Consider the following 26,275-nt stretch of genomic DNA (forward strand, 5'->3'; position numbering starts at 1 on the left):
CATGACGACCCTGTCCGATCTTGCCCTGACCATCCTGACCACGGCGGACGCCGCGGAAAAGGCACGGCTGAGCCGGGAGGCGGCGGCGCTGTGGCGCGCCGCTCCGCATATGGAGATCGGACAGGTCTGTCCGCCGGACCATCCGGCGCGTCCGGAAAAGCCCGAATTGCTGCCGCCCACGGAGATGCCCCGGCGGCGGGGCACCTCGGACAAGGCCCGTGCCGCCCTGCTTCATGCGGTTCAACATATTGAACTGAACGCTATTGATCTGGCATGGGACATGGTCGCCCGCTTTACCGACGAGGGTTTCCCCCGCGCCTTTTATGACGACTGGGTTCAGGTCGGCGACGAGGAAGGCAAGCATTTCCTGCTGCTGCGCGACCGGGTTGCGGAACTGGGATATGAATATGGCGATTTCCCGGCCCATAACGGCCTGTGGGAAGCCGCCCATTCCACCCGTGACAACATCGCCGCCCGACTGGCGGTGGTGCCCATGGTGCTGGAAGCACGCGGACTGGATGTAACCCCGGCCATGATCGAGCGATTCGGCAATTTGGGGGACACGGCCAGCGTGAGTGTCTTGAAAGTCATTCTTTCGGAAGAAATCGGCCATGTGGCCACAGGCAACCGTTGGTTCAAATTCATTTGCCAAAAACAAGGCCGGGAACCGAAGGCCTATTGGCAGAAAATGGTACGCGAAAACTTCCGGGGCCTATTGAAACCGCCATTTAACGAAGAAGCACGCAGCGCCGCAGATTTCCCGCCCGACTATTATGTCCCCCTCTCTGCGCCGCAAAACGCCTCCTGACGCAGACAGCCCCGCCGGGGGCCGCCCGGTCTTGCAGAGTTGCAGTTTATGTTAAAATTAGGTTAATAAAGGTCCAGCTTTGGCCTTGAAAACGAAGAAACAGAGCCGTACGGGGAGACTCATGAAACTACAAAAATGCCTGGAAAAAGTATTTTCCGACCGGCAAATCATTGTCAGTTCCAACAGTCAGCTCAAATCCTTTACCCTGACCGCCCGACATCAGGTCGGCATGGCGGTTGGTGCGTCCGTGGTGCTTGGCCTTGTGGGATTTCTGGGGGTTCAGAATAGTCTCCAGAAAAGCGAACTGGCCCTTCAGGAAAATACATTGGCCCAGATGCAGGACAAGGTCCGCACGGTCTCGCTGAAACTGATGCAGGAGAAAGTCTCCCTCGCCCGCACGCAAGGGGAACTGGAACAGCAATATGCCCGGCTTGAAGACATCCTCACGGAACGCAAGGCGCTTGAGCATACCCTGCAGGAAGCCACGACCGATCTCAAGTCAACGGAAACCGCCCTAGACAGCCGCGACCAGTATGCGCGGGAACTGGAAAAACGCATTTCCATGCTGAGTGCGAAGCTCAAGCATACCAATACCCGAAGCGAGGATTTGTCCCTGCAGATCACCAAGATCAACAAGGAACTCTATCATACCGCCGCCGAACGGGACCAGATCGCCAAGGACCAGATCCTGTCCCAGAAGAAGCTGGGGTCCCTGAAACGGGAATTGCAGCTTTTCCAGACCTCGAAAGACCAGATCTATAACGATCTGCAACAGGCCAAACAGCAACTCAGCGCGTTTCATCTTGAAAGCCGGGAGCAGAAAAACCGGGAAAAAGCCCTGCAGGCGGAAATCACGGACCTGAAAAGCCGCTTGGCCTCAATCGCCACGGAAAACCGCGAGCTGATCACCCGGGTTCACGAACAGGCGGAACAAAGCATTGTCTCCCTGAAGGAAACGATCACCCTGACCGGCCTCAACCCGGATACCATTTTCGCCCCCGACCTGCATGAAGGCCGCGGCGGTCCGTATCTCGCCTTCCGGATGCCCGATGACCTGCTGAAGGCGGAACAGGACTATTACGAGGATGCAGCCAAGATGGAATTGATGCTGGCCAAGTGGACCACCCTCAACTCCCTCATGAACAACATCCCCCTCGCCCGGCCGACCGATGTGGGCTATGTCTCGTCCAGCTTTGGCACCCGGCGCGACCCCATCAAGAAGAAGAAATCCTTCCATGCCGGGATCGATATTGCCGGACCGAAAAACACGGCCGTCTATTCCACAGCCCCCGGTCAGGTCAAGGTGGCCGGATACAAGCCCGCCTATGGGGTCATGGTTGAGATCGACCATGGACAAGGCTTCGTCACCCGCTATGGCCACCTGAAAAAGACCTATGTGAAGAAAGGCGATATCATCGACTTCCGCACAAAAATCGGCCTGATGGGATCGACCGGGCGCAGCACGGGACGCCATGTTCATTACGAAATCATGTATAACGGCAAACATCAGGACCCGGCCAATTTCTTCAAGGCGGGGAACTATGCGTTCAAGCCTGTCCCGAAACCCGCTGACGACTGATCCCCACAACAAGGAAGCCTGACCATGTTTTCAAGAAACAGTTCCAAAAAGACAAACGGTGCGTCATCGGCAACCGGTATGCCGTCGATCATTGCCAAGGGCATGGTTGTCACCGGCGATCTTGTATCCGACAGGGAAATCCAGATTGAAGGCGTGGTCGTCGGCAATGTGCGGGCGGAAAAACTAGGGCTTGGGGAAAGTGCCCATGTCACCGGTGATATCAATGCCGGTGAAATTGTGGTCCGGGGCAAGGTTGACGGCAATATCCGCGGCGTGGATGTGGTCATCGCCGCCACTGCCAGCGTCAAGGGCAATGTAACCAACGCCACCCTGCAGATCGACCCCGGTGCCCGCATCGACGGTCACTGCACCCACAGCGAAAACCCCCGCGACCTGACCGACCCGGTCGCCCTGTTTGACGGCGCGCCCGCAGAAACCGCCCGCGCCGACTGACCCCAAGCGCTTTTTAATCAGCCGCCTTTCCAACCGGAAAAGGCCACAAAAAAGGCCCGGAAAACCGGGCCTTGTTCGTTTCTGCGTTTCCGCAACCGTTCGGATTAGCCGACCAGTTCGGAACCTGCGAAGAAGTAGGCGATTTCGATCGCTGCGTTTTCTGCACTGTCGGAACCGTGAACAGAGTTGGCTTCGATGTTTTCCGCGAAAGTTTTGCGGATGGTGCCTTCAGCAGCTTCTTCCGGGTTTGTTGCGCCCATAACCTCACGGTTTTTGGCAATCGCGTTTTCACCTTCCAGAACCTGAACAACAACCGGACCGGAAGTCATGAATTCAACCAGTTCGCCGAAGAACGGACGTTCCTTGTGAACAGCGTAGAATGTTTCCGCATTTTCGCGAGTCATGCGAATGCGCTTCTGGGCGACGATGCGAAGGCCGGCGTCTTCCAGCATGGCATTGACCTTGCCAGTCAGGTTACGACGGGTTGCATCTGGCTTGATGATTGAAAACGTACGTTCGATTGCCATTCTCTTCACTCTGTTTATGTGGGAAAAAAGATATTGGCGCCTTATAAACGCACATTGGCGTCCCTGCAACCGATTTACGGCATTTTACGACGCAAACCCCCATTTTTCACAGATTTGAAATAGAGTCTGGACCGACGCAAAGACTGGCCCTATACGTTCCACATGCTTCAGATCAATGACCTTACATACCGTATTGCCGGCCGCACCCTTCTGGATGACGCCTCTGTTCACATTCCAATGGGCCACAAGGTCGGCCTTGTGGGGCGGAACGGAACGGGCAAATCAACCCTGCTGAAACTGATCACCGGGGAAATCCACCATGACAGCGGCAGCCTGCAGCTTCGCAACGGCGCGCGCCTTGGCGTCCTGCCACAGGAAGCCCCCGGCGGCCCGGAAAGCCTGATCGAGACGGTATTGGCCGCCGATCTGGAACGCGCCTCCCTGCTGGAGGAAGCGGAAACCTGCGAGGACCCGGAGCGGATTGCCCATATCCATATCCGCCTTGCCGATATCGACGCCCATTCAGCGGAAAGCCGCGCCGCCCGCATTCTTGCCGGTCTCGGCTTCGATCATGAGGCCCAGCAACGGCCCTGCTCCTCCTTCTCCGGGGGGTGGCGGACCCGTGTGGCCCTTGCGGGAACCCTGTTTGCGGAACCGGACCTGCTGCTGCTGGACGAACCCAGCAACTATCTGGACCTTGAAGCGACCCTGTGGCTGGAAAGTTTCCTGCGCAATTACCAGCGCACCCTGATCATCGTCAGCCATGACCGGGACCTTCTGAACAATGTGGTCAACACCATTGTCCATCTGGATCAGAAGAAACTGGTCAAATATACGGGCAACTACGACTTCTTCGAGAAGACCCGGGCTGAAAAGCTGATGCTGGCGGCCATGACACAGAAGAAACAGGATGCGAAACGCAAGCACCTGCAATCCTTCGTGGACCGTTTCCGCGCCAAGGCCTCCAAGGCCCGTCAGGCGCAAAGCCGTATCAAGATGCTGGAAAAAATGAAGCCGGTCGCCTCGGTCGTCGAGGAATATTCGGTCGAGTTCAACTTCCTGTCCCCGGAACCGCTGTCCTCGCCCATCATTTCCATGGAGGAATGCGCTGTCGGGTATGAGGAAGGGAAGCATATCCTGAAGCACCTGAACCTGCGCATCGACATGGATGACCGGATCGCGCTGCTGGGGTCCAACGGCAACGGTAAATCCACCTTTGCAAAACTGATCGCCGGTCGGCTTGGGAACCAGCTTGGGACCCTGCATAAATCGGGCAAGCTGAAAATCGGCTTCTTCGCCCAGCACCAGCTGGACGACATGATCCCGACGGAAAGCGCCTATCAGCATCTGGCGGCAAAGCTGCCCCACGCCACGGAACCACAGGTCCGCTCCCGCCTTGGGCAGTTCGGCTTTTCCAAGGACAAGTCCGATGTGGCGGTTCAGCAGCTTTCCGGCGGCGAAAAGGCCCGCCTGAATTTCTGCCTGCTGTCGGTCGAAAAACCCCACCTTCTGATCCTTGACGAACCGACCAACCATCTGGATGTGGAGGCCCGCGAGGCCCTGATCGAGGGTTTGAACATGTTCGAGGGCGCCGTGTTGCTGATCAGCCATGATCCGCATCTGGTCAGCCTTGTTGCCGACACCCTGTGGCTTGTGGCAGGCGGCGGCGTCAAGGCCTATGACGGCGACATGCAGGATTACAAGAAGTATGTCCTTGAGGCGGCGCGTGCGGCCTCATCCGGGAAACGGCCCGACCCGGCAGCAGAAGACTCAAACGAGGCTGCTGCCGAAAGCCAGAACAAGCTGAGCGGCAAGGAAGCCCGGCAGGCCCGCGCCGCCGCCCGTGCCGCCCTTGCCCCCAAACGCAAGGCGGTCAAGGCGCTTGAAAACGCGGTGTCCAAGCTGGAAGAGAAAAAAGCCAAGCTGGAAGAGGAACTCGCCGCGCCCGAAACCTATGACAAGGGTACGGAATTCCAGTCGCAACTGGCGCTGAAGCTGGGCAAGATCAAGGCCGATCTGGAAGACGCGGAAGAGACATGGATGGCCGCCCTTGAGGAACTGGAAGCGCTTGAGAAAGAGGGGCGCGTCGCGTCCTGACCGCCTCTTGCCTCTGGCATTTTTCACAGGCCTCCGCTATACGGTAGGCATACTCCGGTCTCCCTTCGGGGAGGCTGAACCTTCTTTCCCCTGATCGGGCCGCGTATCCGGTCAGGCCGCTGCCAACCGAATGATCCCTATGTCAAGTTCCTCCCCCGGCCTCAACACGGCGTCCTTTACCGCAGAAGGTGTCCTGAAGGGGGCCCGTACGCTGTTCCCGTTCGCGATTTTCCTGACACCGGTCGGTATTGCCTTTGGCGCGGCCGCCACCGAAACCGGCCTGCCCCCGCTGCAAGCCTTGCTGACAAGCGGTACGGTCTTTGCCGGGGCGGCCCAGTTCGCCGCCCTTGACCTGTGGCAGGTGCCCCTGCCCTATCTGTCCATTGCGCTTGTGGTTCTTGCCGTCAACGCCCGCATGATCATTCTGGGTGCCGCCCTGTCGCCGTGGATCAACGCCCTGCCCGTCCATAAACGGGTTCTGGCGATCCTGCTGCTGACCGATGCCAATTTCGCCGATTCTTATGCGTTCCTGAAACGCGGCGGGCTGGATGTGGGCCGCCTGCTGGGCGGGGGGATCATTATCTGGATCATGTGGATGGCGGGCACCACCGCGGGGATTTTCTCCGGCAGCCTGATCGGCAATCCCCAGACCTATGGCATTGATGTGGTCATGGTTTCCTTTTTCGCGGCCTTCCTGATCGGCGACCTTCGGTCCGGATCTTCCATCTTTCCCATCATTGTGTCTTGTATTGTGGCCATTGCCACGCTGGACGTGCTGCCCACCGGATGGAACATCATCGCCGCCGCCCTTGCCGGGGGCATTACAGGAGTTATCCGCCATGCCCGATAGCCTGTCCGCCTATCTGGCCATTTTGCTGATGGCTGCCGTGACCCTGCTGACCCGCGCGCTTGGGCCCCTGATCATGGCCCGCGTTGCGGTCTCGAAACGGGTGGAACATTTCCTTGAGGCCCTGTCCAGTTCGGTGCTGGCGGCCATTGTGGCAACGGCCCTCTTTCAGGGAGGCCCCCGCGAGGCAACTGCCGTTGCCATTGCCGGGGCTGTCATGCTGCTGACCCGCAAATCCATCGCCGCCATGGGCGCAGGCATGGCTGCAGCGGCCCTTTGGTCGCTGTTTATCGACTGATTTTCCGGGATAAAAAACGGTACCGGGTAAAGCGGGCAGGACCGAAAAAGCAGGCGGGATCGCAACGGGCGCCCGTCAGGCCCTTTTCTGCCAGCCTTCTGGCCCCTGCTGCCAATAAGTCACCTGAACGCCTTCGTCCTTGAAACTTTTCCAGCGGGCGCGCGCCGCCTGAAGCAGGGCGTCGTCATTGCCATCAAACATATAAAGGCAGCGATCGAAATCGGCCACATCCGCCGCCGCGGCATCCTCCAGCAGGACCAGCACGGTGGGATTGTTGGCGGGCTTCTCCCCCTCCAGCCCCAGTGTGACCGGATAATGGGCCGCCTGTTCGTCCCCATTGGGGCCATGCGGCAAAAAGGACGGCCCGGACCAGGTCCAGAGTTGCTCATCCAGCAGGGTGAGCAACCCTTCGGTCCTGAGCCTGACAAACGTCCGCAAGCCCCGCTCGTTCACCTTGTCGAGCAAACGGGGCAGCGCACGTTCCAAAGGTTCAGCTTGCAAATGATAAAAGCTGACTTCTGTCATCGGAGGGGTTACTTGCCTTCCCACACATCCCGGACATACTGATCCAGAAGACGGACGCCATAGCCGGTTCCGCCCTTCGGTGTTGTCGGAGTTGCGGTCTTGGACCATGCCATACCGGCAATATCCAGATGGGCCCACGGAACATCATTGACAAACTTCTTCAGGAATTCCGCGGCCACAATGGACCCGGCCCCACGTCCGCCCGTGCCGATATTCTGAAGATCGGCAATGGGGGATTTGACCATCTTGGCGTATTCCTTGGACAGCGGGAAGCGCCACACGCCTTCCTTCACAACCTTGCCCGCCTCGAAAAGCTGGTTGGCCAGATCGTCGTTGTTGGAGAACAGGCCCGCATTTTCATGACCGAGAGAAATAATGATGGCCCCGGTCAGGGTCGCAAGGTCGATCATGACTTCCGGGTTGAAGCGATCCTGCGTGTACCAGAGCGCATCGGCCAGTACCAGACGCCCTTCCGCATCCGTATTGAGGATTTCAATGGTCTGCCCGGACATGGAGGTGACAATATCGCCCGGACGCTGCGCCTTGCCGTCCGGCATGTTTTCAACCAGACCGATCACACCGACCACATTGACCTTGGCCTTGCGACCGGCAAGGGCTTTCATCAGGCCCGTGACCGTACCGGCACCGCCCATGTCCCATTTCATTTCTTCCATGCCGGGTCCCGGCTTCAGGGAAATACCGCCCGTATCAAAACAGACCCCCTTGCCAACGAAGGCAATCGGCTTGCTGGCGGTTTTCTTGCCGGTGGCGCCATTCCACTGCATGACGACCATCTGGCTGGGCCGCTCGGACCCCTGCCCGACACCCAGCAAGGCCCCCATGCCCAGCTTTTCCATTTCCTCTTCGCCCAGAACCTCAACCTCGACACCAAGGCTGGTCAGTTCCCGGCAGCGTTCGGCGAAACTTTCCGGATACAGGGTATTGGCCGGCTCGCTGACCAGATCACGGGTCATGAAGACCCCTTCGGCAACCGCTTCAAAATCGGCGAAGACCTTGCGGGCCCCGGCGGAGTTTTTGCAGGCCACGGTCATGCGGGTCAGGGTCGGCGCGCCGTTATCCTCATCCTCGGTCTTGTACTTGGTGAACCGGTAGTTGCCCAGCATGGCCCCGAAGGCCACCCGTGCGGCAAGGTCGCTTTCCTTCAGGCCGGAAGCCTCCAACCCGTCCAGAATAACCGTTACGCTGCGGGCACCGGCGCTGTTCAGCTTGCCCACCAGCGTTCCGCCAAGATCCTCGATGCTGGTCTGGGTGATCTCCTTGACATCGCCAAGACCGAACAGGACAACGCGGGAAACTTCCAGCCCGTTCGGCGCCAGAATTTCCAGAACCTCCCCGGCCTTTCCCTTGAAGCGGCTGTTTTCGATCGCCCGCTTGAGGACGCCGCCCGTGGCGCTGTCCACCTCGTCGGTGATTGCCGGAAAGACAGTATCGGCCAGAACCGGAACCGCAAGAGAGCCACGCTTGGGAATGGAGATTTCGGAGAACGCGAATTTCATCTGAAGCACCTGTGAAAGTGGGTTGGATTTATCATTTCCTTTTACTTGGTTACTAGACTTAGTCCCGACCCCCGCCCCAAGTCAACCGCCAACGCACACCCATCCCGCGCAAAGCGGCGCCGACCTGAAGCCCCGGCCCGGGTCCGGCGCCCCGCGACGGCGCCTTCATGGCCATTGTTCAGGTTAACAATTGACCGGGATTTCTCGCTTCTTTATAGCACTTCGAAAATCATTCGTTATACTCTCGGCCATGAACAAAATTAACCGGTACATGATGCGGCAGTTCGCTGTCCCGACCCTGTTTATCACCTTTGCGTTGACAGGGGTTGTCTGGCTGTCCCAGTCCCTTCAGTTTGTTGAGAAACTGATCAACGGCCTGCCGGTTGGCACCTTTCTTTACCTGACCCTGCTGCTGCTGCCCGGAATTCTGAAATACACCCTGTTGCTGGGGCTGTTCTTTGGCACCCTGTTTGCGTTCAACAAACTGTATACGGACTCCGAACTGGTGGTCATGTGGTCTGCGGGCCTCAGCAAGTGGTCACTGACCCGCCCGGCCCTCTATCTGGCGCTGATCGTGACGCTGGGCCTGTATTTCCTTGGCTTTGTGTTGTCTCCGTTTGGCCTTCGCACCATTACCGAGCTGCGGGTGGAATGGCGGGACAGTCTGGCCTCGGTCGTACTGCGCGAAGGGGTGTTCAACACCCTGTCCCGCGATGTCACCGTCTATATCCGCGAGAAAACCTCCAATGGTGAGCTTCTTGGCATTCTGGTGCATGACGAACGCAACCCGGAAAAGCCCATGACCTACATGGCGGAAAAAGGCGCCTTCATCAATACGGAGGCAGGCCCCCGCTTTGTCATGCAGAAGGGCAACATTCAGGAAGTGCAGAAAGATCAGGCCAAGCTCAGCATCCTGTATTTCGATGACTATACCCTGGATGTCAGCCAGTTTGAAAAGGCGCCCGGCCTGATCTGGCTGAAACCGGAAGCCCGCTACCTGAACGAATTGCTGTTCCCCGGCGATGACGCGGTGACCCAGCGCAACCTTGGCAAGATACGATCCGAACTGCATCAGCGGTTCGTCCTGCCGCTCTATGCGCTGGCCCTTGTCTATATCGCCTCGGCGGGGGTTCTCAGCGGGGAATTCACCCGCCGCAGCAAGGGCCGCAAGCTGCTGATTGCCGGGGCCAGCGGCATCGGGCTGATCATTATCGCCATGGCCCTGTTCCGGGTTTCCGACTTCAACATTTTCCTGATCCCGCTGCTTTATGGGGTGCCGCTTGTGGCCGCGGGCATTGCCGCATGGCTGGCATCGGGCGGCACGTTCCGCCTTCGGTCCCGCCGGGGTCAGCCGCCCCTCGCACTGGCAGAGGGGGATGAATAATGCGGCTCAGCGGTAACCTGTCCCTGTATCTTGGTCGCCAGTTCCTGAAAAATGTGGGGCTGATCTGCGGCATTCTTGTTTCCATCATCTTTCTGGTGGATTTTATCGAACTGCTGCGCCGGGCCGGTGACAAGGAAAACATCACCATCGGTCTGGTGGTGCAAATGACCCTGATGCGGCTGCCCGACCTGACCCAGAAACTACTGCCCTTCATGGCCCTGTTCGGCGGAATGCTGACCTTTTTCAGGCTGTCCAAGACCAGCGAACTGACCATCATCCGGGCGGCGGGTGTCTCCGTCTGGCAGTTCCTGCTGCCGTCACTGGTGATCGCCTTCCTGACCGGGGCCTTTGTCCTGACGGTTTTCAACCCCCTTGCCGCCACGATGGAAGCCCATTTCGAACAGTTGGAAGCCAAGTATCTGGAACAGCGGTCCAACCTGCTTCAGCTTTCCTCGAAAGACCTGTGGTTGCGTCAGGTGGACCCGGACGGACTGTCGGTCATTCACGCCCGCGGCGCCCTCAATCAGGGCATCGACCTGACCGAGGTGATCATCTTCAAATATGACCGGGACGAGCAGTTTACCAGTCGCATCGAGGCCGACCGGGCCCGCCTTCGGGACGGGTACTGGGACCTGACCGATGTGCTGATGACCAGCCCGGACCAGCCGGGCACCGTGCTTGACACCATGCGTCTGGACACCTCGCTGACCGTCAACCAGATTCAGGAAAGTTTTGCGTCCCCCAAGACCATTTCCTTCTGGGAACTGCCGCAATTTATCAACACCCTTGAGGAGGCCGGCTTCTCTGCTGTGCGGCACCGCCTCTACTGGCACAGCCTGCTGGCGGCGCCGGTCCTGCTGGCGGCGATGGTGCTTGTGGCTGCCACCTTCAGCCTGCGTGCCCAGCGTCAGGGGCGCACCGGATTGCTGGTCATGGCTGGTATTGCCACAGGATTTGTGTTTTATTTCTTCACGGATATCGTGTATGCCCTTGGAATGTCGGGAGGATTGCCGGTTCAACTGGCAGCGTGGACCCCGGCAGCCACCATTGCGTTGTTTGGATTGTCAATGATGTTCCACCTGGAGGACGGGTAGTTTATGAGGCGACATTTAGTTCAGTTACTCGCTTCCACCTTCCTTGTGGCAACGGCGCCAGCCCTTGTGTCCGCACAGCAGGTCGAAAAAGACTTCGATCTGGCCAAGGAAAGCCTGTTCAGCGCCGACAATATTTCCTATGACCGGGAAAATGAACAGGTCACCGCCATTGGCAATGTTGAAATCGTTCAGGGCGAACGTGTCCTGAAAGCCGACCGGGTCACCTATTCAGTGCGCGAGGACCAGATTGTCGCCAAGGGCAACATCGTCCTTCTGGAACCCACCGGCGAGGTCCTGTTTGCCGATGAAATCGAACTTCAGAACGAACTGAAAACCGGCGCCATCCGGGATATCCGGGTCCTGTTCACGGACAATTCCCGCCTTGCCGCCCAAAGCGCCGTCCGGGTCGATGAAAACTCGACCGTCATGAACAACGCCGTTTTCAGCACCTGCGCCCTGTGTGAGGAGGACAAGAACGCCGCCCCCCTGTGGCAGGTCAAGGCCCGCAAGGTCAAGCATGACAAGGCCGAAAAACAGATCACTTACCGCGATGCGGTCATGGAATTCTACGGTGTTCCGGTTCTCTATACCCCCTATTTCTCGTTCCCGGATCCGACCGTGGACCGGAAAAGCGGGTTTCTTCCGCCGACCATCTTTGATTCCTCTTTCCTTGGCTACGGCGCGACTGTTCCCTATTACTATGTCATTTCCGACGACAAGGACCTGACCATCTCCCCCACCATGACCTCCAAGGAAGGGGGGCATCTGGCCCTTGAATACCGGCAGGCGGTGGAGCGCGGGGATTACACACTCGACGGGTCCATCACCTATGTGGACGAGCGGGACTCAAACGGGGTCAAGACCGGGCGCGAAGAATTTCAGGGCCATGTCCGCGGCGTTGGCGAGTTTGACCTTGATGATACATGGGCATGGGGCTTCGACTTCTTTGCCACCTCTCATGATACCTATCTCGACAAATATGATATCAGCAACGAGGACAGCCTGACCTCAACCGCCTATGTGCAAGGCCTGCGGGGACGCAACTATACCCGCCTCAGCGCCTATACCTTTCAGGGCCTGAAAGCGGAAGACGTGACTGGCGAAACCCCGTTTGTGCCGGCGTGGCTGGAATATTCCTATGTGGGTGAGCCAACCCGCCTTGGCGCCCGCTACAGCCTTGATGTGGACGCCCTGACACTGGTCCGGACGGAAGGTCAGGACACCAACCGGGTGTCCGTAAAAGGCGGCTGGCACCTGCCCTATACCTCCCCCTCCGGGCAGGTTCTCAGTCTTGATGCCTCGCTGCGGGGCGATGCCTATTATGCGCTCGACCAGTTGGAGGACCCCTATGACACCTCCAGCGAGACACAAAGCCAGTTTACCGGTCGGGTGATCCCGTCCCTGTCCATGAAATGGAGCTATCCGTTCGTGCGGCAGGCCGGTTCCGTCCGCCAGTTGATCGAACCGGTGGTCGAAGGCGTCTGGTCCGAGTCCCTTGGCAGCAAGGAAACACCCAACGAGGACAGCCTCAGCTTTGAATTCGACGATACCAACCTGTTTGGCGACAACCGGTTTGCCGGTCTGGACGCCGTCGAGGAAGGTACGCGGGTCAATTACGGTGTGAATTTCGGCTTCTATGGGGCTGAAGGCGGATATACCACCCTTCTGGTTGGACAGACGGCCCATCTTGCCGGTGACAACCGGTTTGGCGAAGGCAGCGGGCTTGAGGATCGCTGGTCCGACTATGTGGCCCGCCTTGAAATCCAGCCCATCGACTATTTCAAATACACCCACCGGATCCGGCTGGATGAAGACGATCTGGAACTGGCCCGCAACGAGATTGAGGCTCTTGTCGGAACCGAGGAAAACTGGCTCAGTCTCGGCTATGTGCGGATCGGTGATGAAATTACCAATGCCGGGCTTGAGAAGCGGCAGGAAATCTTCACACAGGGCCGCGTCAAGCTGGCGGATTTCTGGAGCGCCTATGGCTCCTACCGCCGGGACCTGACTGATGGCGGCCGCTCCGTTGAAGCCACCTTCGGGCTGGAATATCTGGATGAGTGCTTTGGTTTTGCCATCGAAGGCCAGCGAAGCTTCACCCGGGATCGGGATGTGGAACCATCCACCAGCATCGGTTTCAGAATCCGCCTGCTTCCCTTTAACTGATATGGTTCACAACAGGGGGAAAGTAGTGCTATTCTCCGGCACGGCTCGTTGCGCCTGAACATGACAGACAGATTTGAGATATCCAAATGACCGGTTTTCGCAAGTATATTGCCGCAGTTTTTGTAATCATGGCCACCTTCACCGCCGCCTCTGCCGTGCGGGCGCAGGATGTGCAACGGATTGTTGCCGTGGTCAATGACGAGGTGATCTCCGGCTATGACGTCTTGCAGCGGATCTCGCTGACCATTGCCATGTCGGGCTTTTCCAACGACAACGAAACCCGCCGCAGGCTGGTGCAGCCAACCATTACCCGCCTGATCGACGATCGCCTGAAACTGCAGGAAGCGGCCCGCTTCAACCTGACCGTCTCCGATATGGAGATGAACGAGGCCATCGACCAGATCGAAAAGGCCAACAACATCCCGTCCGGCCAGATCGATGCCATGCTTGAAAATCGCGGGATCGATATTGAAACCCTGCTGGAGCAGGTCCGGGCCGGACTGGCATGGCGCAAGGTTGTCGGCCGCCGGATTGTCCCGCGCATCCTTGTTTCCGACGAGGAAGTTGCCGCGGCACAGGCCCGGCTTCAGGCCAACAAGGGCAAGGATGAATATCTGCTCAGTGAAATCTTCATTCCGGTGGAAACCCCGTCCGACGAGCCCAATGTGCGTCGGGGTGTCAATGACCTGATCGCGCAGCTTCGCAACGGGGCATCCTTCCCCCGTGTGGCCAGCCAGTTCAGTCAGGGCCCCTCTGCGGCCAATGGCGGCAATATCGGTTGGACCATGGCCGAGGATGTGGACCCGGAAATCGCGGCCGTCCTGCCAAAAGCCAAAAAAGGCGGTATTTCGTCAGCCATCCGCACCCCTGACGGATACTACATCGTTGCCGTTCGCGACATTCGCAAGATTCTGGACGAGGGGCCGGGCAATTCCCGCCTGACCATGAGCCAGCTTGCCATTCCCGTCAAACCGGCCGAAAGCCTTGGCAACGGCAAATCCCAGATGCAACTGATCAATTCCGTCAGCCGCTTTATCGGTAGCTGCGATTACGTCCCGGCCCTGCTGGAGGAAATCGCCTCACCCGGCAGTGGCACCATGGGAACGGTCAGCCTGAACGACATGCCGGAAAAATACCGGAACATGGTCAAGGATCTGAAACCGGGTCAGGCCAGCGCGCCGTATCTGGACGAGGATGTCTACCGCATTTTCATTGTTTGCGACCGTCAGGACGATATTGGCCGCAGCGACAGCGAGGAAGCCATCCGTCAGGATATCGGCAACCGCCGGATCGAGGCCCGCGCCCGCCGGTACCTGCAGGACCTGCACCGGGAAGCCACCATCGAGATGCGCTGATCGCCTTATCGGCATCAAAGGACATACATGAACAGCATCCCTCCTCTTGCCATCACCATGGGTGATCCCGCCGGTATCGGAATGGAGATCACCGCCAAGGCATGGGCCCAGCGCCATGAACTGGGGTTGGCCCCGTTCGCGCTGATTGCCAACCCGGAGCGGGTGAACGCCCGCCTCGCGCCGCTGTTTCCCGATCTGCCGATCCGGGAAATTGCTCACCCGGCAGCCGCAGCCGAAATTTTTGACAGCGCCCTGCCGATCCTGTCCCCGGCCACCGGGGGCACCGCCGCCGAGGATACCGTTGCCGCCATCGAATACGGGGTCCGCCTGTGCCAGCAGGGAGAGGTTTCCGCCCTTGTCACAAACCCGATCCAGAAAAAGCGCCTCTATGATGCGGGGTTCACCCATCCCGGCCATACGGAGTTTCTGGCTGACCTGACCGGTGCGCCCGGAAAGGCTGTCATGATGCTGGCCTGTGAGGCCCTGAAGGTGGTCCCGGCCACCATCCATATCCCGCTGGCGAAGGTGTCCGCCGCCTTGAGCGCAGGGCATCTGGAACATGTCATCCGCACCACATGGGCGGACCTGACCGCAAAGTTCGGCATTGCCGCCCCGCGCCTTGTTGTGGCGGGCCTGAACCCCCATGCCGGGGAAGATGGCAGCATCGGACGGGAAGAACAGGACATGATTATCCCGCTGGTACGGAAACTAAAGGCAGAGGGCCTCGGCGTGACCGGCCCCTTCCCCGCAGACAGCCTGTTTCACCCTGCCGCCCGCGCCCAATATGACGCGGCCATTTGCATGTATCATGATCAGGCCCTGATCCCCATCAAGACCATTGATTTCGAGAATGGCGTCAATGTGACGTTGGGCCTGCCCATCATCCGGACCTCGCCGGATCACGGAACCGCCGATGACATCGCCGGCAAGGGTATTGCCAACCCGGCCAGCCTGATCGCCGCCATCCGCATGGCAACCGATATGGCAAGGGCACAAAGGACACTCCCCCATGACTGACGGATCAAGCCTCCCTCCCCTTCGGGACGTGATCAATACCTATGGCCTTCGGGCGGAAAAATCACTGGGCCAAAATTTTCTTCTGGACCTGAACCTGACAGGGCGAATTGCCCGGTGTGCCGGTAGTCTTGAGGGCGAAACAGTTCTGGAAATCGGCCCCGGTCCGGGTGGCCTGACACGGGCCATTCTGGCGGCAGGGGCCAAACAACTGATTGCCATCGAGAAGGACACCCGCTGCCTTCCCGCCCTTCAGGATGTAAGCGATGCCTTCGACGGGCGGCTGACGGTGATCAACGGCGATGCCCTTGAACTGGACGAAGCGGAACTGCTGGGCGGGCAGCCTGCGCATATCATTGCCAACCTGCCCTATAATGTGGCGACCCCCCTGCTGATCAAGTGGCTGAACAAACGCCACCTGTTCAAGTCCATGACCCTGATGTTCCAAAAAGAGGTAGGCGACCGCATTACCGCCGCCCCGCGCACCAAGGCCTATGGTCGGCTTTCCATTCTCAGCCAGTGGCTGTGCCATACGTCACGGCAGTTTGACATTTCCCCCAAGGCCTTCACCCCGCCGCCCAAGGTGGTCAGCACGGTTGTGACCCTGGTGCCCCGGACGGAACCGGCCTTTCCGGCCGATCAGGCTATATTGGAAAAGGTGGTGGCGACCGCTTTTGGTCAGCGGCGCAAGATGCTGCGGGCCAGCCTGAAAAGTCTTGGCGGCCCGACAGAGGATTTGCTGGTCGAAGCGGGCATCAAGCCCACCAGCCGCGCAGAAGAACTCAGCATTGAGGATTTCTGCACGCTGGCCCGTGTCTACGCGAAGGCTCAGTAACCCTCGCGCAGTTGCTCCACAAAGGTCAGAAGACCGGTCCGGCGGGTACGGCGAACCCGCTCTGCCTGCAGGATGGCCTTGACCTCGGCCCGGCAGCGGTTGATATCGTCATTGATGACGACATAATCATATTCAGCCCAATGACTGATTTCCTCGGACGCCTTTGACATGCGGCGGGCGACAACTTCGTCACTGTCCTGTGCGCGGGTTTTCAGGCGTTTTTCAAGGGCCTGCGTGGACGGCGGCAGAATGAAAATGCTGACCAGATCATCGCCCATCTTCTGGGCAAGCTGCTGGGTTCCCTGCCAGTCGATATCAAACAGGATATCCTTGCCGGCGGCCAGCGCCCGCTCCACCGGTTCGCGGGGGGTGCCGTAATAATTGTCGAACACCTTGGCGTGTTCCAGAAGTTCATCCCGGTTGATCAGCAGATTGAAGTCCACCGGTTCCATGAAATAATAGTCCTTGCCTTCCACCTCGCCGGGGCGCGGGGCGCGGGTGGTGGCGGAAACGGACATGGCAAGCTCGTCATCCTCGGCCAGCAAGGATCGGGAAATGGTTGTCTTCCCTGCCCCGGATGGGGACGACAGGACCAGCATCAGGCCACGGCGTTCAATTTCGATTGTTTCTGTCACGATCTTACCTACTCAATATTCTGTACTTGTTCCCGCAAACGGTCGATGACAACCTTCAGGTCCAACCCGATCTGCGTTAATTCCTTGTCATTGGCCTTGGAACAGAGGGTATTGGCCTCGCGATTAAACTCCTGACACAGGAAATCCAGACGGCGGCCAACAGGGTCCGTCCCGGTGCGGGACAGGATATCCCGCGCCGCTGTCACATGGCTTTTCAGGCGGTCCAGTTCCTCGGATACATCCGCCTTGGTGGCCAGCAGGGCCAGTTCCTGTTCCAACCGGTTGGCATCCAGTGCGTTTTCCCCGCCCAGCAGCAAGGCCATCTGTTCCTGCATCCGCCCCCGCACCTTTTCAGGGCGCAAGGAAGCGGAGCCTGCGGCCCGCAGGGTCAGGGCCTCGATTTCATCCACCTGCGTTGTCAGGACCGGTAACAGCAGGGCCCCTTCTTCGGCGCGGGCGGCCTCGAAATTGTCCAGCAATTGCCCAAGGCTGTCTGTCAGCGCCTGTTCCAGTGCCTTCTGCTCGTCATCATCCGCGGCTTCACGCTCTCCCTGATCAATGACGCCCTTCAATCCCAGCAGGCCGTCAATGCGGGCGGGTTTCGCCTTGCCATCGTGAACATAGTCATTGGCAAGGTCGATCAGTTCTTCCAGAAAGTCCCGATTGATCACATAGGGCGCCCGTGCGGACGAGCGGCTCAGTTGAAGTTGCAGATTGATGCTGCCCCGGTTGAAGCGGGCCTTCAAGCGCTTGCGGGCGATTTCCTCGACCCGGTCAAGCCCGCCCGGTGTCCGGCAGCGGATTTCAAGGCCCCGGCCGTTCACGCTTTTGATTTCCCAAAGCCAGGAATAATCTTCAAACTCTCCCTTGGCGCGGGCAAATCCTGTCATGCTCTGTAGGGTCACGGCGGCCTCTTCCGTTATGTGAAAAGCCTAGTGTATATCGCCATTTTCCCCAGACAACAAGATGACATCCGTTCCTTAAAAGGGAGAAAACGAATACTGCTCCGACCGGTTCCGGGTCAATCGCGGAAAGCGATCCAGCAGAATACTGAACACAAAGCCTGTCACAAGGCCGACAGTAAAGGCCGCCAGAAATAACAGGATATCCGGGGCAATCCCGACCGCGGCACCAGGGGACAGAAAAAACATCCCCACAAACGGGATCAGGCCCACTGTTCCGCCAACGGCTGCCCGCACCCCGGTTCCCCGGTACCACAGGCGGCAATAGCGGCGCGCCCGCACATCCCGGATCATACTGCCCGCCACCCAGACTAGGGCCCCCGACGCCCCCCAGATGAAAGACACAAGCCCCGTTATAAGCAGGGTCAGTTCATCCGCAAAACCGGCGACAAACATTTTCCCCGTCAGGGTCCGAAACAGCAACAGGAACGGAATGGCGACAAAAACCAACGCCGCCACCACCGCGGGCAAGCCCCACAGCAAGGGAACCGATCCCTGACTTTCCTGAAGTGTAAGACCGTTGACGCCGCCAGCAGAATAGCATTGCGCCGCCACTGCCCGGTAACAGTCCTTCAGGGTCTGAACCCGGTCCGGGTCAAGCCCGCCCGCTTCCAGCTCCGCCAGTATCCTGTCCAGTTGTCCAAGTCTGTCCCGGTCCACATCCGTGGGATGGTTGAGACAATAGTCCGCCAGCAACTGCGCCCGCTCCAGCAAAACGGGCAGGCTTGCCCCCGGTGCCGATCCCGGCCGCGTCCGGGCTGCCTCCTCCTGCCGGTAAAGACTTTCCTCCCCCGTCAGGGTGGGTCGTGCGCCCGATGCCACGCCTGAAGCGCCGCCGGACCTTGGCTGCGGCGCCGGGGGCGTTTCTGTCGCTGTTGGTGATGCCGGCGCTGCGGGTGTCTCTGCTGCCTCTGTTGCTGTCTTGTCTGTTTGTGCAGCCTCTTGCGGGGCTGCTTCTGTCTCTTTCTCGGGGACCTCCGGCAAGGACGGTGACACAACCATTTGGGCGGCTAAATCCTCTTCCTCGTCCTGCTCCAGCCCGTCAAGTTTCGCGCCGGCGGAACGGTTCAGGGCCGCGATTTCGGCACGCAGGTCCAGCAAGGCATTTTTAAGATCCTGCCGTTGCTTTAAAAGGGACTGAATAGACTGACTGGTGGCTGACATCATTTCCTCTCGCATTCTTGGGAGTACTGAAATGACGTGCGCCGCGGCGTTTTGTGCCGCAACAGCCCGGGAGGAAATTATTGGCTGCCGCCTGCCCGTTCCAGTTTGCGCCATGCCCGCACATTGCGGTTATGCTCGGCAAGGGTTCGGGCAAAGGCATGGCCCCCGGTGCCATCGGCCACAAAATACAGATCCTTGGTGACCTTGGGGTCCACCACGGCCCGCAGGCTGTCAAGGCCGGGATTGCTGATCGGACCGGCAGGAAGGCCGCCGCGGGTATAGGTGTTATAGGGCGTATCGGTGGCAAGGTCCTTGCGGCTGATGGGGCGTCCCATATCCGCCTTGCCCTCGGTCACGCCATAAATCACCGTGGGGTCTGACTGCAACCGCATGCCGATTTTCAGGCGGTTCAGGAACACACCCGCCACATGGGGGCGTTCCGACGCCAATCCGGTTTCCTTTTCCACAATGGAAGCAAGGACCAGCAAATCCTGTTTCGAGGTAATCAGCGGGTCCGGCTTGCGGCCATTCCACACGGTTTCAAGCGCATCCTTCATCGCGGATTTCATCCGCTTTACCAAAGCGTTACGCTGGTCGCCTCGGGTAAAGTGATAGGTTTCAGGAAGGATCGACCCTTCCGGCAGGGCCTCGGTCAGTTCACCGGAAAGCGGGTCCGCCTGTTCAATCAGGTCTCGGATTTCCCGGCTTTGCAAGCCTTCCGGGATGGTCAGGGAATGCACAACCCCCTTGCCACTGACCAGCAGGTTCATGATGGCAAGGCCGCTCATCCCCTCGGTAAAGCGATATTCACCGGCTTTCAGGTTCTTGGCCTGATCCTTGAGGCGCACCCCGAACACAAACACAAGATCGTTTCGGATGATCCCTGCCTCTTTCAGGCGGGTGGCAATGCCGCGCAGGCCGACGCCCTTGTCAAGAACAAGGACCGTTTCCTGATCCAGCGGGCCCGGCGCGTGAAACTGTTTCCAGCCATAAAAGGCCGTCCCGGCAAGGGCGAGGTTGAACAAAACAAACAAGGCCAGAACGAAGATAAAAAGACGCTTCATTCTGACCTCGTTTCATTCAATTTTCAAAAGGCAGGCGGGGTTATACCCGCTTCATCACCAGGCTGGCGTTGGTCCCGCCAAAGCCGAAGGAGTTGGACAGAACCGCGTCCACCTTCTTCTCCTGCGCCACATTCGGCACAAGGTTGATGTCCAGACCCTCAGACGGGTTTTCAAGGTTGATGGTCGGCGGCAGAATGCCTTCTGTCAGCGCCAGAATGGAGAACACGGCCTCAACACCCCCGGCGGCACCCAACAGGTGACCGATCGCGGACTTGGTGGAGGACATGGCCAGTGTGTCCTTGGCATCGCCAAACAGACGCTTGACCGCGTTCACCTCGATTTCGTCCCCCAGCGGGGTGGAGGTACCATGCGCATTCACATAGCCGATATCTTCCGGGTTCAGGCCGGATTTCTTCAGGGCCATCTGCATGGAACGGTACCCGCCGTCGCCATTGCTGGCCGGGGCCGTGATGTGGTAGGCATCGCCGGAAAGGCCATAACCGACCACTTCGGCATAAATCTTGGCACCGCGCTTCTTCGCGTGCTCGTATTCCTCAAGAACCACAACGCCAGCCCCCTCGCCCATCACAAAGCCGTCGCGGGCCTGATCATAGGGACGGGAAGCCTTTGTCGGGTCATCGTGGAAGCCCTTGGAAAGCGCCTTTGCAGCGGCAAACCCGGCGAAACCGATCCGGCACATGGCCGCTTCGGCACCACCGGCAACCATGACATCGGCATCATCCATGACAATCATGCGAGCCGCATCACCAATGGAGTGGGCGCCGGTTGAACAGGCGGTTACGACCGCGTGGTTCGGGCCCTTGTATCCGTGACGGATCGACACCTGGCCAGAAACCAGATTGATCAACGCCCCCGGAATGAAGAACGGGCTGATCCGACGGGGCCCCCGCTCTTTCAGAATAATGGAATTTTCTTCAATGGACGGCAGACCGCCAATACCGGAGCCGATGGACACACCGGTCCGAATGGCGTCTTCTTCGGTTGCAGGCTCCCAACCGGAGTCCTTGATGGCCTCATCCGCAGCGGCAATCCCGTACAGGATGAACTTGTCCACCTTGCGCTGTTCCTTCGGGGACAGAACATCGTCCGCCTTGAAGGCATCAGGGTGATCTTCATCGACAGGTACTTCGCAGCCGTATTTGACGGGCAAGTCGGTCGTATCAAATTTAGTGATGATACCAGCGCCGGATTCAGAATTGATAAGCCTGTTCCAACTTGGCTTAACGCCGTTTGCCAGAGGGGTAACAAGACCAAGGCCTGTGACTACAACACGTCGCATGCTAAATACCTATCGATGAAAATAAAAGGATCGTCAGACTTTTCCGATTGCCAATCAGGCAGCGGAAATAAAGTCGATCGCGTCTTTCACTGTCTGGATTTTTTCAGCAGCGTCGTCCGGAATTTCGATACCGAATTCCTCTTCGAAGGCCATGACCAGTTCAACAGTGTCCAGGCTGTCTGCACCGAGATCGTCGATGAAGCTGGCGGTATCAGTAACCTTTGCTTCCTCTACGCCGAGGTGTTCAACAACAATTTTCTTTACGCTTTCTGCGACATCACTCATTAGCTTTATCCTTAGATAGTCCGGCAGTTAGTTAATAGTGTATTCCTTACCCCCAGTGCGATCAAATTACAAGACGCAAACCGGCGGTCAAAAAATCGTGGCGTTCCTATCATATTTTGACGACGATGCAAATAGAACGTGACATCGTCGCCACAGGTCCACCACAAAGTGGGATCTCATTATGGTCAAATTACGACCATCAGATCATGGCCATACCGCCGTTCACATGCAGGGTCTGGCCGGTAACATAGGCTGCCTCGTCCGAAGCAAGATAGAGAACCGCCGCAGAAATATCCTGCGGATCGCCCAGACGACCGGCAGGAACGGCACCCAGCAGGTTTTCCTTCTGGCCATCGGACAGTTCATCGGTCATGGCGGTCTTGATAAAGCCCGGCGCAACGCAGTTTACGGTGATACCGCGTGCGGCCACTTCCTGCGCGAGGGACTTGGACATCCCGATCATGCCCGCCTTGGACGCGGCATAGTTCATCTGGCCCGGATTACCGGTCACACCGACGATGGACGTGATATTGATGATCCGCCCGGTCCGACGCTTCATCATGCCGCGCAGGCAGTTCTTTGACAGCTTGAACGCCGCCTTCAGGTTCACGTCCATGACGGAATCCCAGTCCTCATCCTTCATCCGCATGGCAAGGCCGTCGCGGGTCAGGCCGGCATTGTTGACCAGAATGTCAAGCTGACCCATGGCTTCTTCGGCAGCCTTGATCAGGCCGTCTACGGCTTCCATGTCGGACAGGTTGCACGGCAGAACATGAACCCGGTCACCAAGCTCGGCTGCCACCTTTTCGAGGGCCTCCTTGCGGGTGCCGGACAGGGCAACGGTTGCCCCGGCTGCGTGCAGGTCTTTTGCAATGGCGGCCCCAAGACCACCGGAAGCACCGGTAACCAGCGCACATTTACCTGTAAGATCAAACATCAATTTTTCCCCAATTCCCTGTAACAGATCAAAGTGATTTCAAGAAAGTTTCAATATCGGTCGGGGACTGAACGGCACTGCCGGTCATGTCCTTGTTGATCCGGCGAACCATCTGGGTCAGCACCTTGCCGGTCCCCAGCTCTACCAGATCGGAAATGCCCTGCTCTCCCATGAACAGAACGGATTCACGCCAGCGTACCCGGCCCGTCACCTGCTCAACCAGCAGTTTGCGAATGGTTTCAGGATCGCTGACCTCACCGGCGGTCACGTTGGCGACAAGCGCAACGGACGGCGGCGCAATGGTGACCTCGCCCAGTTTCTCGGCCATCACATCGGCGGCCGGTTGCATCAGCGGACAATGGAACGGGGCACTGACCGGCAGCATCATGGCTTTCCGAACACCCTTTTCACGGGCCAGTTCAATAGCTTTCTCGACCGCGCCCTTGTGACCGCTCAGGACCACCTGCCCATCGGCGTTGTCATTGGCGGCAACCACAACCTCGCCCTCATCGGCGGCGGCGGTGGCTTCCTTGACCAGTTCCTCGACCGGCTCAATATTCATGCCCAGCAGCGCCGCCATGGCGCCAATGCCGACGGGAACCGCCTGCTGCATGGCCTGCCCGCGCGCTTTCAGAAGCCGGGCCGCATCGGCCAGTTCCAGAGCCCCTGCCGCTGTCAGGGCGGAATACTCACCAAGGGAGTGTCCGGCCACAAAGCGGGCCACATCGGCCAGGCGAAGATTTCCTTCCTGCTCCAGGACACGGGCAACCGCCACACTGACGGCCATCAGAGCCGGCTGGGCGTTTTCGGTCAGGGTCAGGTCCTCAATGGGCCCTTCATACATCAGCTTTGTGAGACTTTGACCGAGGGCGTCATCCACTTCTTCGAATACCTGCGCCGCCAGCGGGAATGCCTCGGCCAGTTCCTTGCCCATGCCGACGGCCTGACTTCCCTGCCCCGGAAAAACGAATGCACGTGTCATAAATAGTGTCCAATCCAGTTAATAGATAATAGGAACAGTCATATTGACTGTATTTTTCCTGTCAAGCCTACTTGCATAAAGCCGGGATTTCTGTATAGTCCGCGACCTCAATACTCCTTGCCGACGGAGGTCGGCTTCGTCTGTTCGGTTTCCCTTATGGAAACTCCAGACACCCAATAGCCATAAGGAGCTTTATATATGCCTCTTTACGAGACAGTTATGATTGCCCGTCAGGACATCTCCTCTCAGCAGGTTGAAACTCTGACCGAAACAATGTCCGGTTTTATCACCAATGCAGGCGGCACTATCGCCAAGGTGGAAAACTGGGGTCTTCGCAATCTTGCCTACAAGGTCAAGAAAAACCGCAAAGGCCACTATGTTCTCCTGAACATCGACGCCCCCGTAGACGCCGTTAAGGAACTGGAACGCAACCTTCTTCTGAACGAAGACGTCCTGCGTCACATGACCATCCGCGTTGAGGAACTCGAAGAAGGCGACAGCGTCATGCTGCAGGCCAAGAGCGCCCGTCCGGGCCGTCGCTCTGCCGACTCTGATGACAATGCGTCCAACGAGTCCGAAGAGAAAACCAAAAACGCATCTACTTCAGAAGGGGAAGAATAATGTCTGTTGCACAACGTCGACCGTTTTTCCGTCGTCCCCGCACTTGCCCGCTTTCCGGCGAAGGTGCACCGAAGATCGATTACAAGGACATCAAGCTTCTGCAGCGTTTCGTTTCCGAGCGTGGCAAGATCATGCCGAGCCGAATCACGTCAGTCTCCGCCAAGAAACAGCGGGAACTTGCAAGAGCAATCAAACGGGCACGCAATATCGCGCTGATGCCGTTTGTCGTAAAGTAAGGTACTTCCGGTAAGGCGGACCACCGCCTTTCCAGAGTAACGGGTCATGATCAAGGCTGTAACGTCAAGTATTGCCCTCGGTGTTGTAAGCACCCTCTTCCTGTCGCTGTCGGTTATCGGCAATGCAGGCGGAAGCACTGCACCGGGAAGTGCTTTTCAGGCAATGGCCCTGATGACCTTGTCCCTCGTCCCCCTGTTTCTTTCAGGGTTGGGTCTGGGGGTCACAAGTGCCGCCCTCTCCGTTGCCGCCGGTGCGGTTGTTGCGGGGCTGACGGCAGGACCGTTATTCGGTCTGACTTATGTCGCAACCTGTGGTTTGCCTGTGATTTTTATCGTTCGGCAGGCCCTGTTATGGCGTGAGGCAGACAACAAGATATTCTGGTATCCGGTAGACCGGCTTACGATCTGCTGGATATGCGTCTGTATCGCCCTGTCCATGATGGCAGCCTTGCTGCTCTACATGAACACCTCCCTTCGGGAAGGCCTGATATCGCAGTTTGATGTCATTCTTCCGGAAGTTCGGAAAATGGGGGGTATATACGCAACCTTGAGCGCCGAGGAACTGGTCTGGTTCATACCGCAGGTCTTTGGCCCGTTCTGGGGGATCCTGATCCTCACGAGCGGAAGCCTTGCCCAAGGTCTGTTGGTACGGTTTGGAAAGAACCTGCGCCCCACCCCGGCCCTGTCCGGGATGGCAATGCCAAAATGGCTGGCCCTGGTAACCATCGGGATTGTCGCCCTGAGCTTCATCCTGAAAGATGCCGGTCCGGTTGTGGGGTCAGTGGTGGTTGTACTGGAGATCGCGTTCTTCCTTCAGGGAATGGCCGTGATCCACGGAGTATCTAGAAACTGGAATTACCGTCCCGCCATTTTGGCGGCCGTGTATTTGATAGTAATTGTAATGTTATGGCCGATACTGGTAATCACCTTACTGGGATTGGCTGATAGTTGGATTGGGTTTCGTGGCCGCCAAGCTGCGGCCCCCCACCAGGAGGATGACTGATGGAAATTGTACTGCTTGAGCGCGTTGAGAAACTCGGTCAAATGGGCGATGTCGTGACAGTTAAGAACGGTTACGCCCGCAACTTCCTGCTGCCACAGGGTAAAGCCCTGCGCGCCAGCAAGGATAATCTTGAAATCTTTGAAAAGCAGCGGGCTCAGCTTGAAGCTGACAACCTGAAGCGCAAAGACGAAGCAACTGCGGTTGCAGCAAAACTGGACGGCGAAACCGTTGTCCTGATCCGTGCCGCCAGCGAAAGCCAGCAGCTTTACGGTTCTGTAAGCACCCAGGACATTGCCCGGACTGTTACAGACGCCGGTTACACCGTGGATCGCAAACAGGTCATCATGGACAAGGTTCTGAAGACCCTTGGCCTGCACGATGTCCGCATCCGTCTGCACCCGGAAGTTATCGTGTCCGTCACGGTCAACATTGCCCGCTCTCACGAAGAAGCTGAAATTCAGGCACGTGGCGAGTCTGTTGAAGAAGCTGCGGAAGCAGCCCTCGACAACCGCGATGAAGCCATCAATGAAGTCTTCGAATCCAAAGCTGACGAACAGCTTATGGGCGAGGAATAAGAGATACCACCC

General features: G+C 58.3%; 27 protein-coding genes. 16 read left to right on the top strand and 11 right to left on the bottom strand.

Annotation, left to right across the window (positions count from 1 at the left end; all coding sequences use genetic code 11):
* Position 1 precedes the first annotated feature (1 nt).
* The 3 genes from FQB27_RS13705 (at position 2) to FQB27_RS13715 (ending at position 2,840) form a co-directional block, all read left to right on the top strand.
* Positions 2-808 (top strand): ferritin-like domain-containing protein, encoded by an 807-nt coding sequence (locus tag FQB27_RS13705; RefSeq protein WP_169561623.1) that lies wholly within the window; start codon positions 2-4, stop codon positions 806-808.
* 121 nt (positions 809-929) lie between these two features.
* A complete protein-coding gene (locus FQB27_RS13710; protein ID WP_169561624.1) occupies positions 930-2,387 on the top strand; it encodes a M23 family metallopeptidase in 1,458 nt (485 codons plus the stop codon).
* A gap of 24 nt (positions 2,388-2,411) precedes the next feature.
* On the top strand, positions 2,412-2,840 hold the full coding sequence (locus tag FQB27_RS13715) for a bactofilin family protein (protein ID WP_169561625.1): 429 nt from the start codon (positions 2,412-2,414) through the stop codon (positions 2,838-2,840).
* Between the two features lie 104 nt (positions 2,841-2,944).
* Here FQB27_RS13715 and ndk read toward each other — a convergent pair whose 3' ends face one another.
* Positions 2,945-3,367, bottom strand: a complete 423-nt coding sequence (gene ndk, locus FQB27_RS13720) for a nucleoside-diphosphate kinase (RefSeq protein WP_169561626.1) — start codon at positions 3,365-3,367, stop codon at positions 2,945-2,947.
* Between the two features lie 162 nt (positions 3,368-3,529).
* Here ndk and FQB27_RS13725 point away from each other — a divergent pair, with 162 nt between their 5' ends.
* The 3 genes from FQB27_RS13725 (at position 3,530) to FQB27_RS13735 (ending at position 6,609) form a co-directional block, all read left to right on the top strand.
* On the top strand, positions 3,530-5,464 hold the full coding sequence (locus FQB27_RS13725) for an ABC-F family ATP-binding cassette domain-containing protein (protein WP_169561627.1): 1,935 nt from the start codon (positions 3,530-3,532) through the stop codon (positions 5,462-5,464).
* A gap of 139 nt (positions 5,465-5,603) precedes the next feature.
* The gene (locus tag FQB27_RS13730) at positions 5,604-6,314 is read left to right on the top strand and encodes an AzlC family ABC transporter permease (RefSeq protein ID WP_206374671.1); all 711 of its coding nucleotides are present in this window, start codon (positions 5,604-5,606) and stop codon (positions 6,312-6,314) included.
* Entirely contained in the window at positions 6,304-6,609 is a 306-nt protein-coding gene (locus FQB27_RS13735; protein ID WP_169561629.1) for an AzlD family protein, read from the top strand. The genes FQB27_RS13730 and FQB27_RS13735 overlap by 11 nt, the downstream gene beginning before the upstream one ends.
* 75 nt (positions 6,610-6,684) lie before the next feature.
* On the opposite strand, the gene FQB27_RS13740 is transcribed toward FQB27_RS13735, so the two are convergent.
* Both FQB27_RS13740 and FQB27_RS13745 read right to left on the bottom strand, forming a co-directional pair.
* Complete coding sequence (locus tag FQB27_RS13740) at positions 6,685-7,134, bottom strand: DNA polymerase III subunit chi (protein WP_169561630.1); 450 nt, start codon at positions 7,132-7,134, stop codon at positions 6,685-6,687.
* An 8-nt stretch (positions 7,135-7,142) separates the two neighbouring features.
* Positions 7,143-8,651 carry a leucyl aminopeptidase gene (locus FQB27_RS13745; RefSeq protein WP_169561631.1) on the bottom strand — a complete coding sequence of 503 codons (1,509 nt, stop codon included), beginning with the start codon at positions 8,649-8,651 and terminating at the stop codon, positions 7,143-7,145.
* A gap of 250 nt (positions 8,652-8,901) precedes the next feature.
* On the opposite strand from FQB27_RS13745, the gene lptF reads away from it, so the two are divergent.
* From lptF to rsmA, 6 genes are all read left to right on the top strand, one after another.
* Positions 8,902-10,035: an LPS export ABC transporter permease LptF gene (gene lptF / locus FQB27_RS13750; RefSeq protein WP_169561632.1), complete on the top strand. Its 1,134-nt coding sequence runs from the start codon at positions 8,902-8,904 to the stop codon at positions 10,033-10,035.
* Positions 10,035-11,129, top strand: a complete 1,095-nt coding sequence (gene lptG, locus FQB27_RS13755; protein WP_169561633.1) for an LPS export ABC transporter permease LptG — start codon at positions 10,035-10,037, stop codon at positions 11,127-11,129. The genes lptF and lptG overlap by 1 nt, the downstream gene beginning before the upstream one ends.
* A gap of 3 nt (positions 11,130-11,132) precedes the next feature.
* Positions 11,133-13,295 (top strand): LPS-assembly protein LptD, encoded by a 2,163-nt coding sequence (locus tag FQB27_RS13760; protein WP_169561634.1) that lies wholly within the window; start codon positions 11,133-11,135, stop codon positions 13,293-13,295.
* Between the two features lie 86 nt (positions 13,296-13,381).
* The gene (locus FQB27_RS13765; protein WP_169561635.1) at positions 13,382-14,650 is read left to right on the top strand and encodes a peptidylprolyl isomerase; all 1,269 of its coding nucleotides are present in this window, start codon (positions 13,382-13,384) and stop codon (positions 14,648-14,650) included.
* 27 nt (positions 14,651-14,677) lie between these two features.
* A complete protein-coding gene (gene pdxA / locus FQB27_RS13770) occupies positions 14,678-15,667 on the top strand; it encodes a 4-hydroxythreonine-4-phosphate dehydrogenase PdxA (RefSeq protein WP_169561636.1) in 990 nt (329 codons plus the stop codon).
* Positions 15,660-16,499, top strand: coding sequence for a 16S rRNA (adenine(1518)-N(6)/adenine(1519)-N(6))-dimethyltransferase RsmA (gene rsmA / locus FQB27_RS13775; RefSeq protein ID WP_169561637.1), 840 nt, complete (start codon positions 15,660-15,662; stop codon positions 16,497-16,499). Before pdxA ends, rsmA begins: the two co-directional genes overlap by 8 nt.
* On the opposite strand, the gene gmk is transcribed toward rsmA, so the two are convergent.
* The 8 genes from gmk to fabD all read right to left on the bottom strand — a co-directional run bounded on the left by gmk (position 16,493) and on the right by fabD (position 23,828).
* Positions 16,493-17,098: a guanylate kinase gene (gene gmk, locus FQB27_RS13780; protein WP_169561847.1), complete on the bottom strand. Its 606-nt coding sequence runs from the start codon at positions 17,096-17,098 to the stop codon at positions 16,493-16,495. The genes rsmA and gmk overlap by 7 nt on opposite strands.
* A gap of 44 nt (positions 17,099-17,142) precedes the next feature.
* A complete protein-coding gene (locus FQB27_RS13785) occupies positions 17,143-18,024 on the bottom strand; it encodes a YicC/YloC family endoribonuclease (RefSeq protein WP_206374673.1) in 882 nt (293 codons plus the stop codon).
* A 90-nt stretch (positions 18,025-18,114) separates the two neighbouring features.
* Positions 18,115-19,263 (bottom strand): hypothetical protein, encoded by a 1,149-nt coding sequence (locus FQB27_RS13790; RefSeq protein WP_169561639.1) that lies wholly within the window; start codon positions 19,261-19,263, stop codon positions 18,115-18,117.
* A gap of 74 nt (positions 19,264-19,337) precedes the next feature.
* Positions 19,338-20,324, bottom strand: coding sequence for an endolytic transglycosylase MltG (gene mltG / locus FQB27_RS13795; protein ID WP_169561640.1), 987 nt, complete (start codon positions 20,322-20,324; stop codon positions 19,338-19,340).
* A gap of 40 nt (positions 20,325-20,364) precedes the next feature.
* A complete protein-coding gene (gene fabF / locus FQB27_RS13800) occupies positions 20,365-21,624 on the bottom strand; it encodes a beta-ketoacyl-ACP synthase II (RefSeq protein ID WP_169561641.1) in 1,260 nt (419 codons plus the stop codon).
* Positions 21,625-21,678: 54 nt separating this feature from the next.
* The gene (locus tag FQB27_RS13805; RefSeq protein WP_169561642.1) at positions 21,679-21,909 is read right to left on the bottom strand and encodes an acyl carrier protein; all 231 of its coding nucleotides are present in this window, start codon (positions 21,907-21,909) and stop codon (positions 21,679-21,681) included.
* A 199-nt stretch (positions 21,910-22,108) separates the two neighbouring features.
* On the bottom strand, positions 22,109-22,846 hold the full coding sequence (gene fabG, locus FQB27_RS13810; RefSeq protein WP_169561643.1) for a 3-oxoacyl-ACP reductase FabG: 738 nt from the start codon (positions 22,844-22,846) through the stop codon (positions 22,109-22,111).
* A gap of 28 nt (positions 22,847-22,874) precedes the next feature.
* Entirely contained in the window at positions 22,875-23,828 is a 954-nt protein-coding gene (gene fabD / locus FQB27_RS13815; RefSeq protein WP_169561644.1) for an ACP S-malonyltransferase, read from the bottom strand.
* Positions 23,829-24,026: 198 nt separating this feature from the next.
* On the opposite strand from fabD, the gene rpsF reads away from it, so the two are divergent.
* From rpsF to rplI, 4 genes are read left to right on the top strand one after another with little or no spacing between them, the layout of a single operon-like run.
* On the top strand, positions 24,027-24,449 hold the full coding sequence (gene rpsF, locus FQB27_RS13820; RefSeq protein ID WP_169561645.1) for a 30S ribosomal protein S6: 423 nt from the start codon (positions 24,027-24,029) through the stop codon (positions 24,447-24,449).
* The gene (gene rpsR, locus FQB27_RS13825; RefSeq protein ID WP_169561646.1) at positions 24,449-24,685 is read left to right on the top strand and encodes a 30S ribosomal protein S18; all 237 of its coding nucleotides are present in this window, start codon (positions 24,449-24,451) and stop codon (positions 24,683-24,685) included. Before rpsF ends, rpsR begins: the two co-directional genes overlap by 1 nt.
* A 46-nt stretch (positions 24,686-24,731) precedes the next feature.
* Positions 24,732-25,688: a DUF2232 domain-containing protein gene (locus tag FQB27_RS13830; RefSeq protein WP_169561647.1), complete on the top strand. Its 957-nt coding sequence runs from the start codon at positions 24,732-24,734 to the stop codon at positions 25,686-25,688.
* On the top strand, positions 25,688-26,263 hold the full coding sequence (gene rplI, locus FQB27_RS13835; protein WP_169561648.1) for a 50S ribosomal protein L9: 576 nt from the start codon (positions 25,688-25,690) through the stop codon (positions 26,261-26,263). The genes FQB27_RS13830 and rplI overlap by 1 nt, the downstream gene beginning before the upstream one ends.
* Positions 26,264-26,275: the final 12 nt, after the last annotated feature.

This window comes from Sneathiella chinensis (assembly GCF_012720115.1).
GTDB classification, from domain to species: Bacteria; Pseudomonadota; Alphaproteobacteria; order Sneathiellales; family Sneathiellaceae; genus Sneathiella; species Sneathiella chinensis.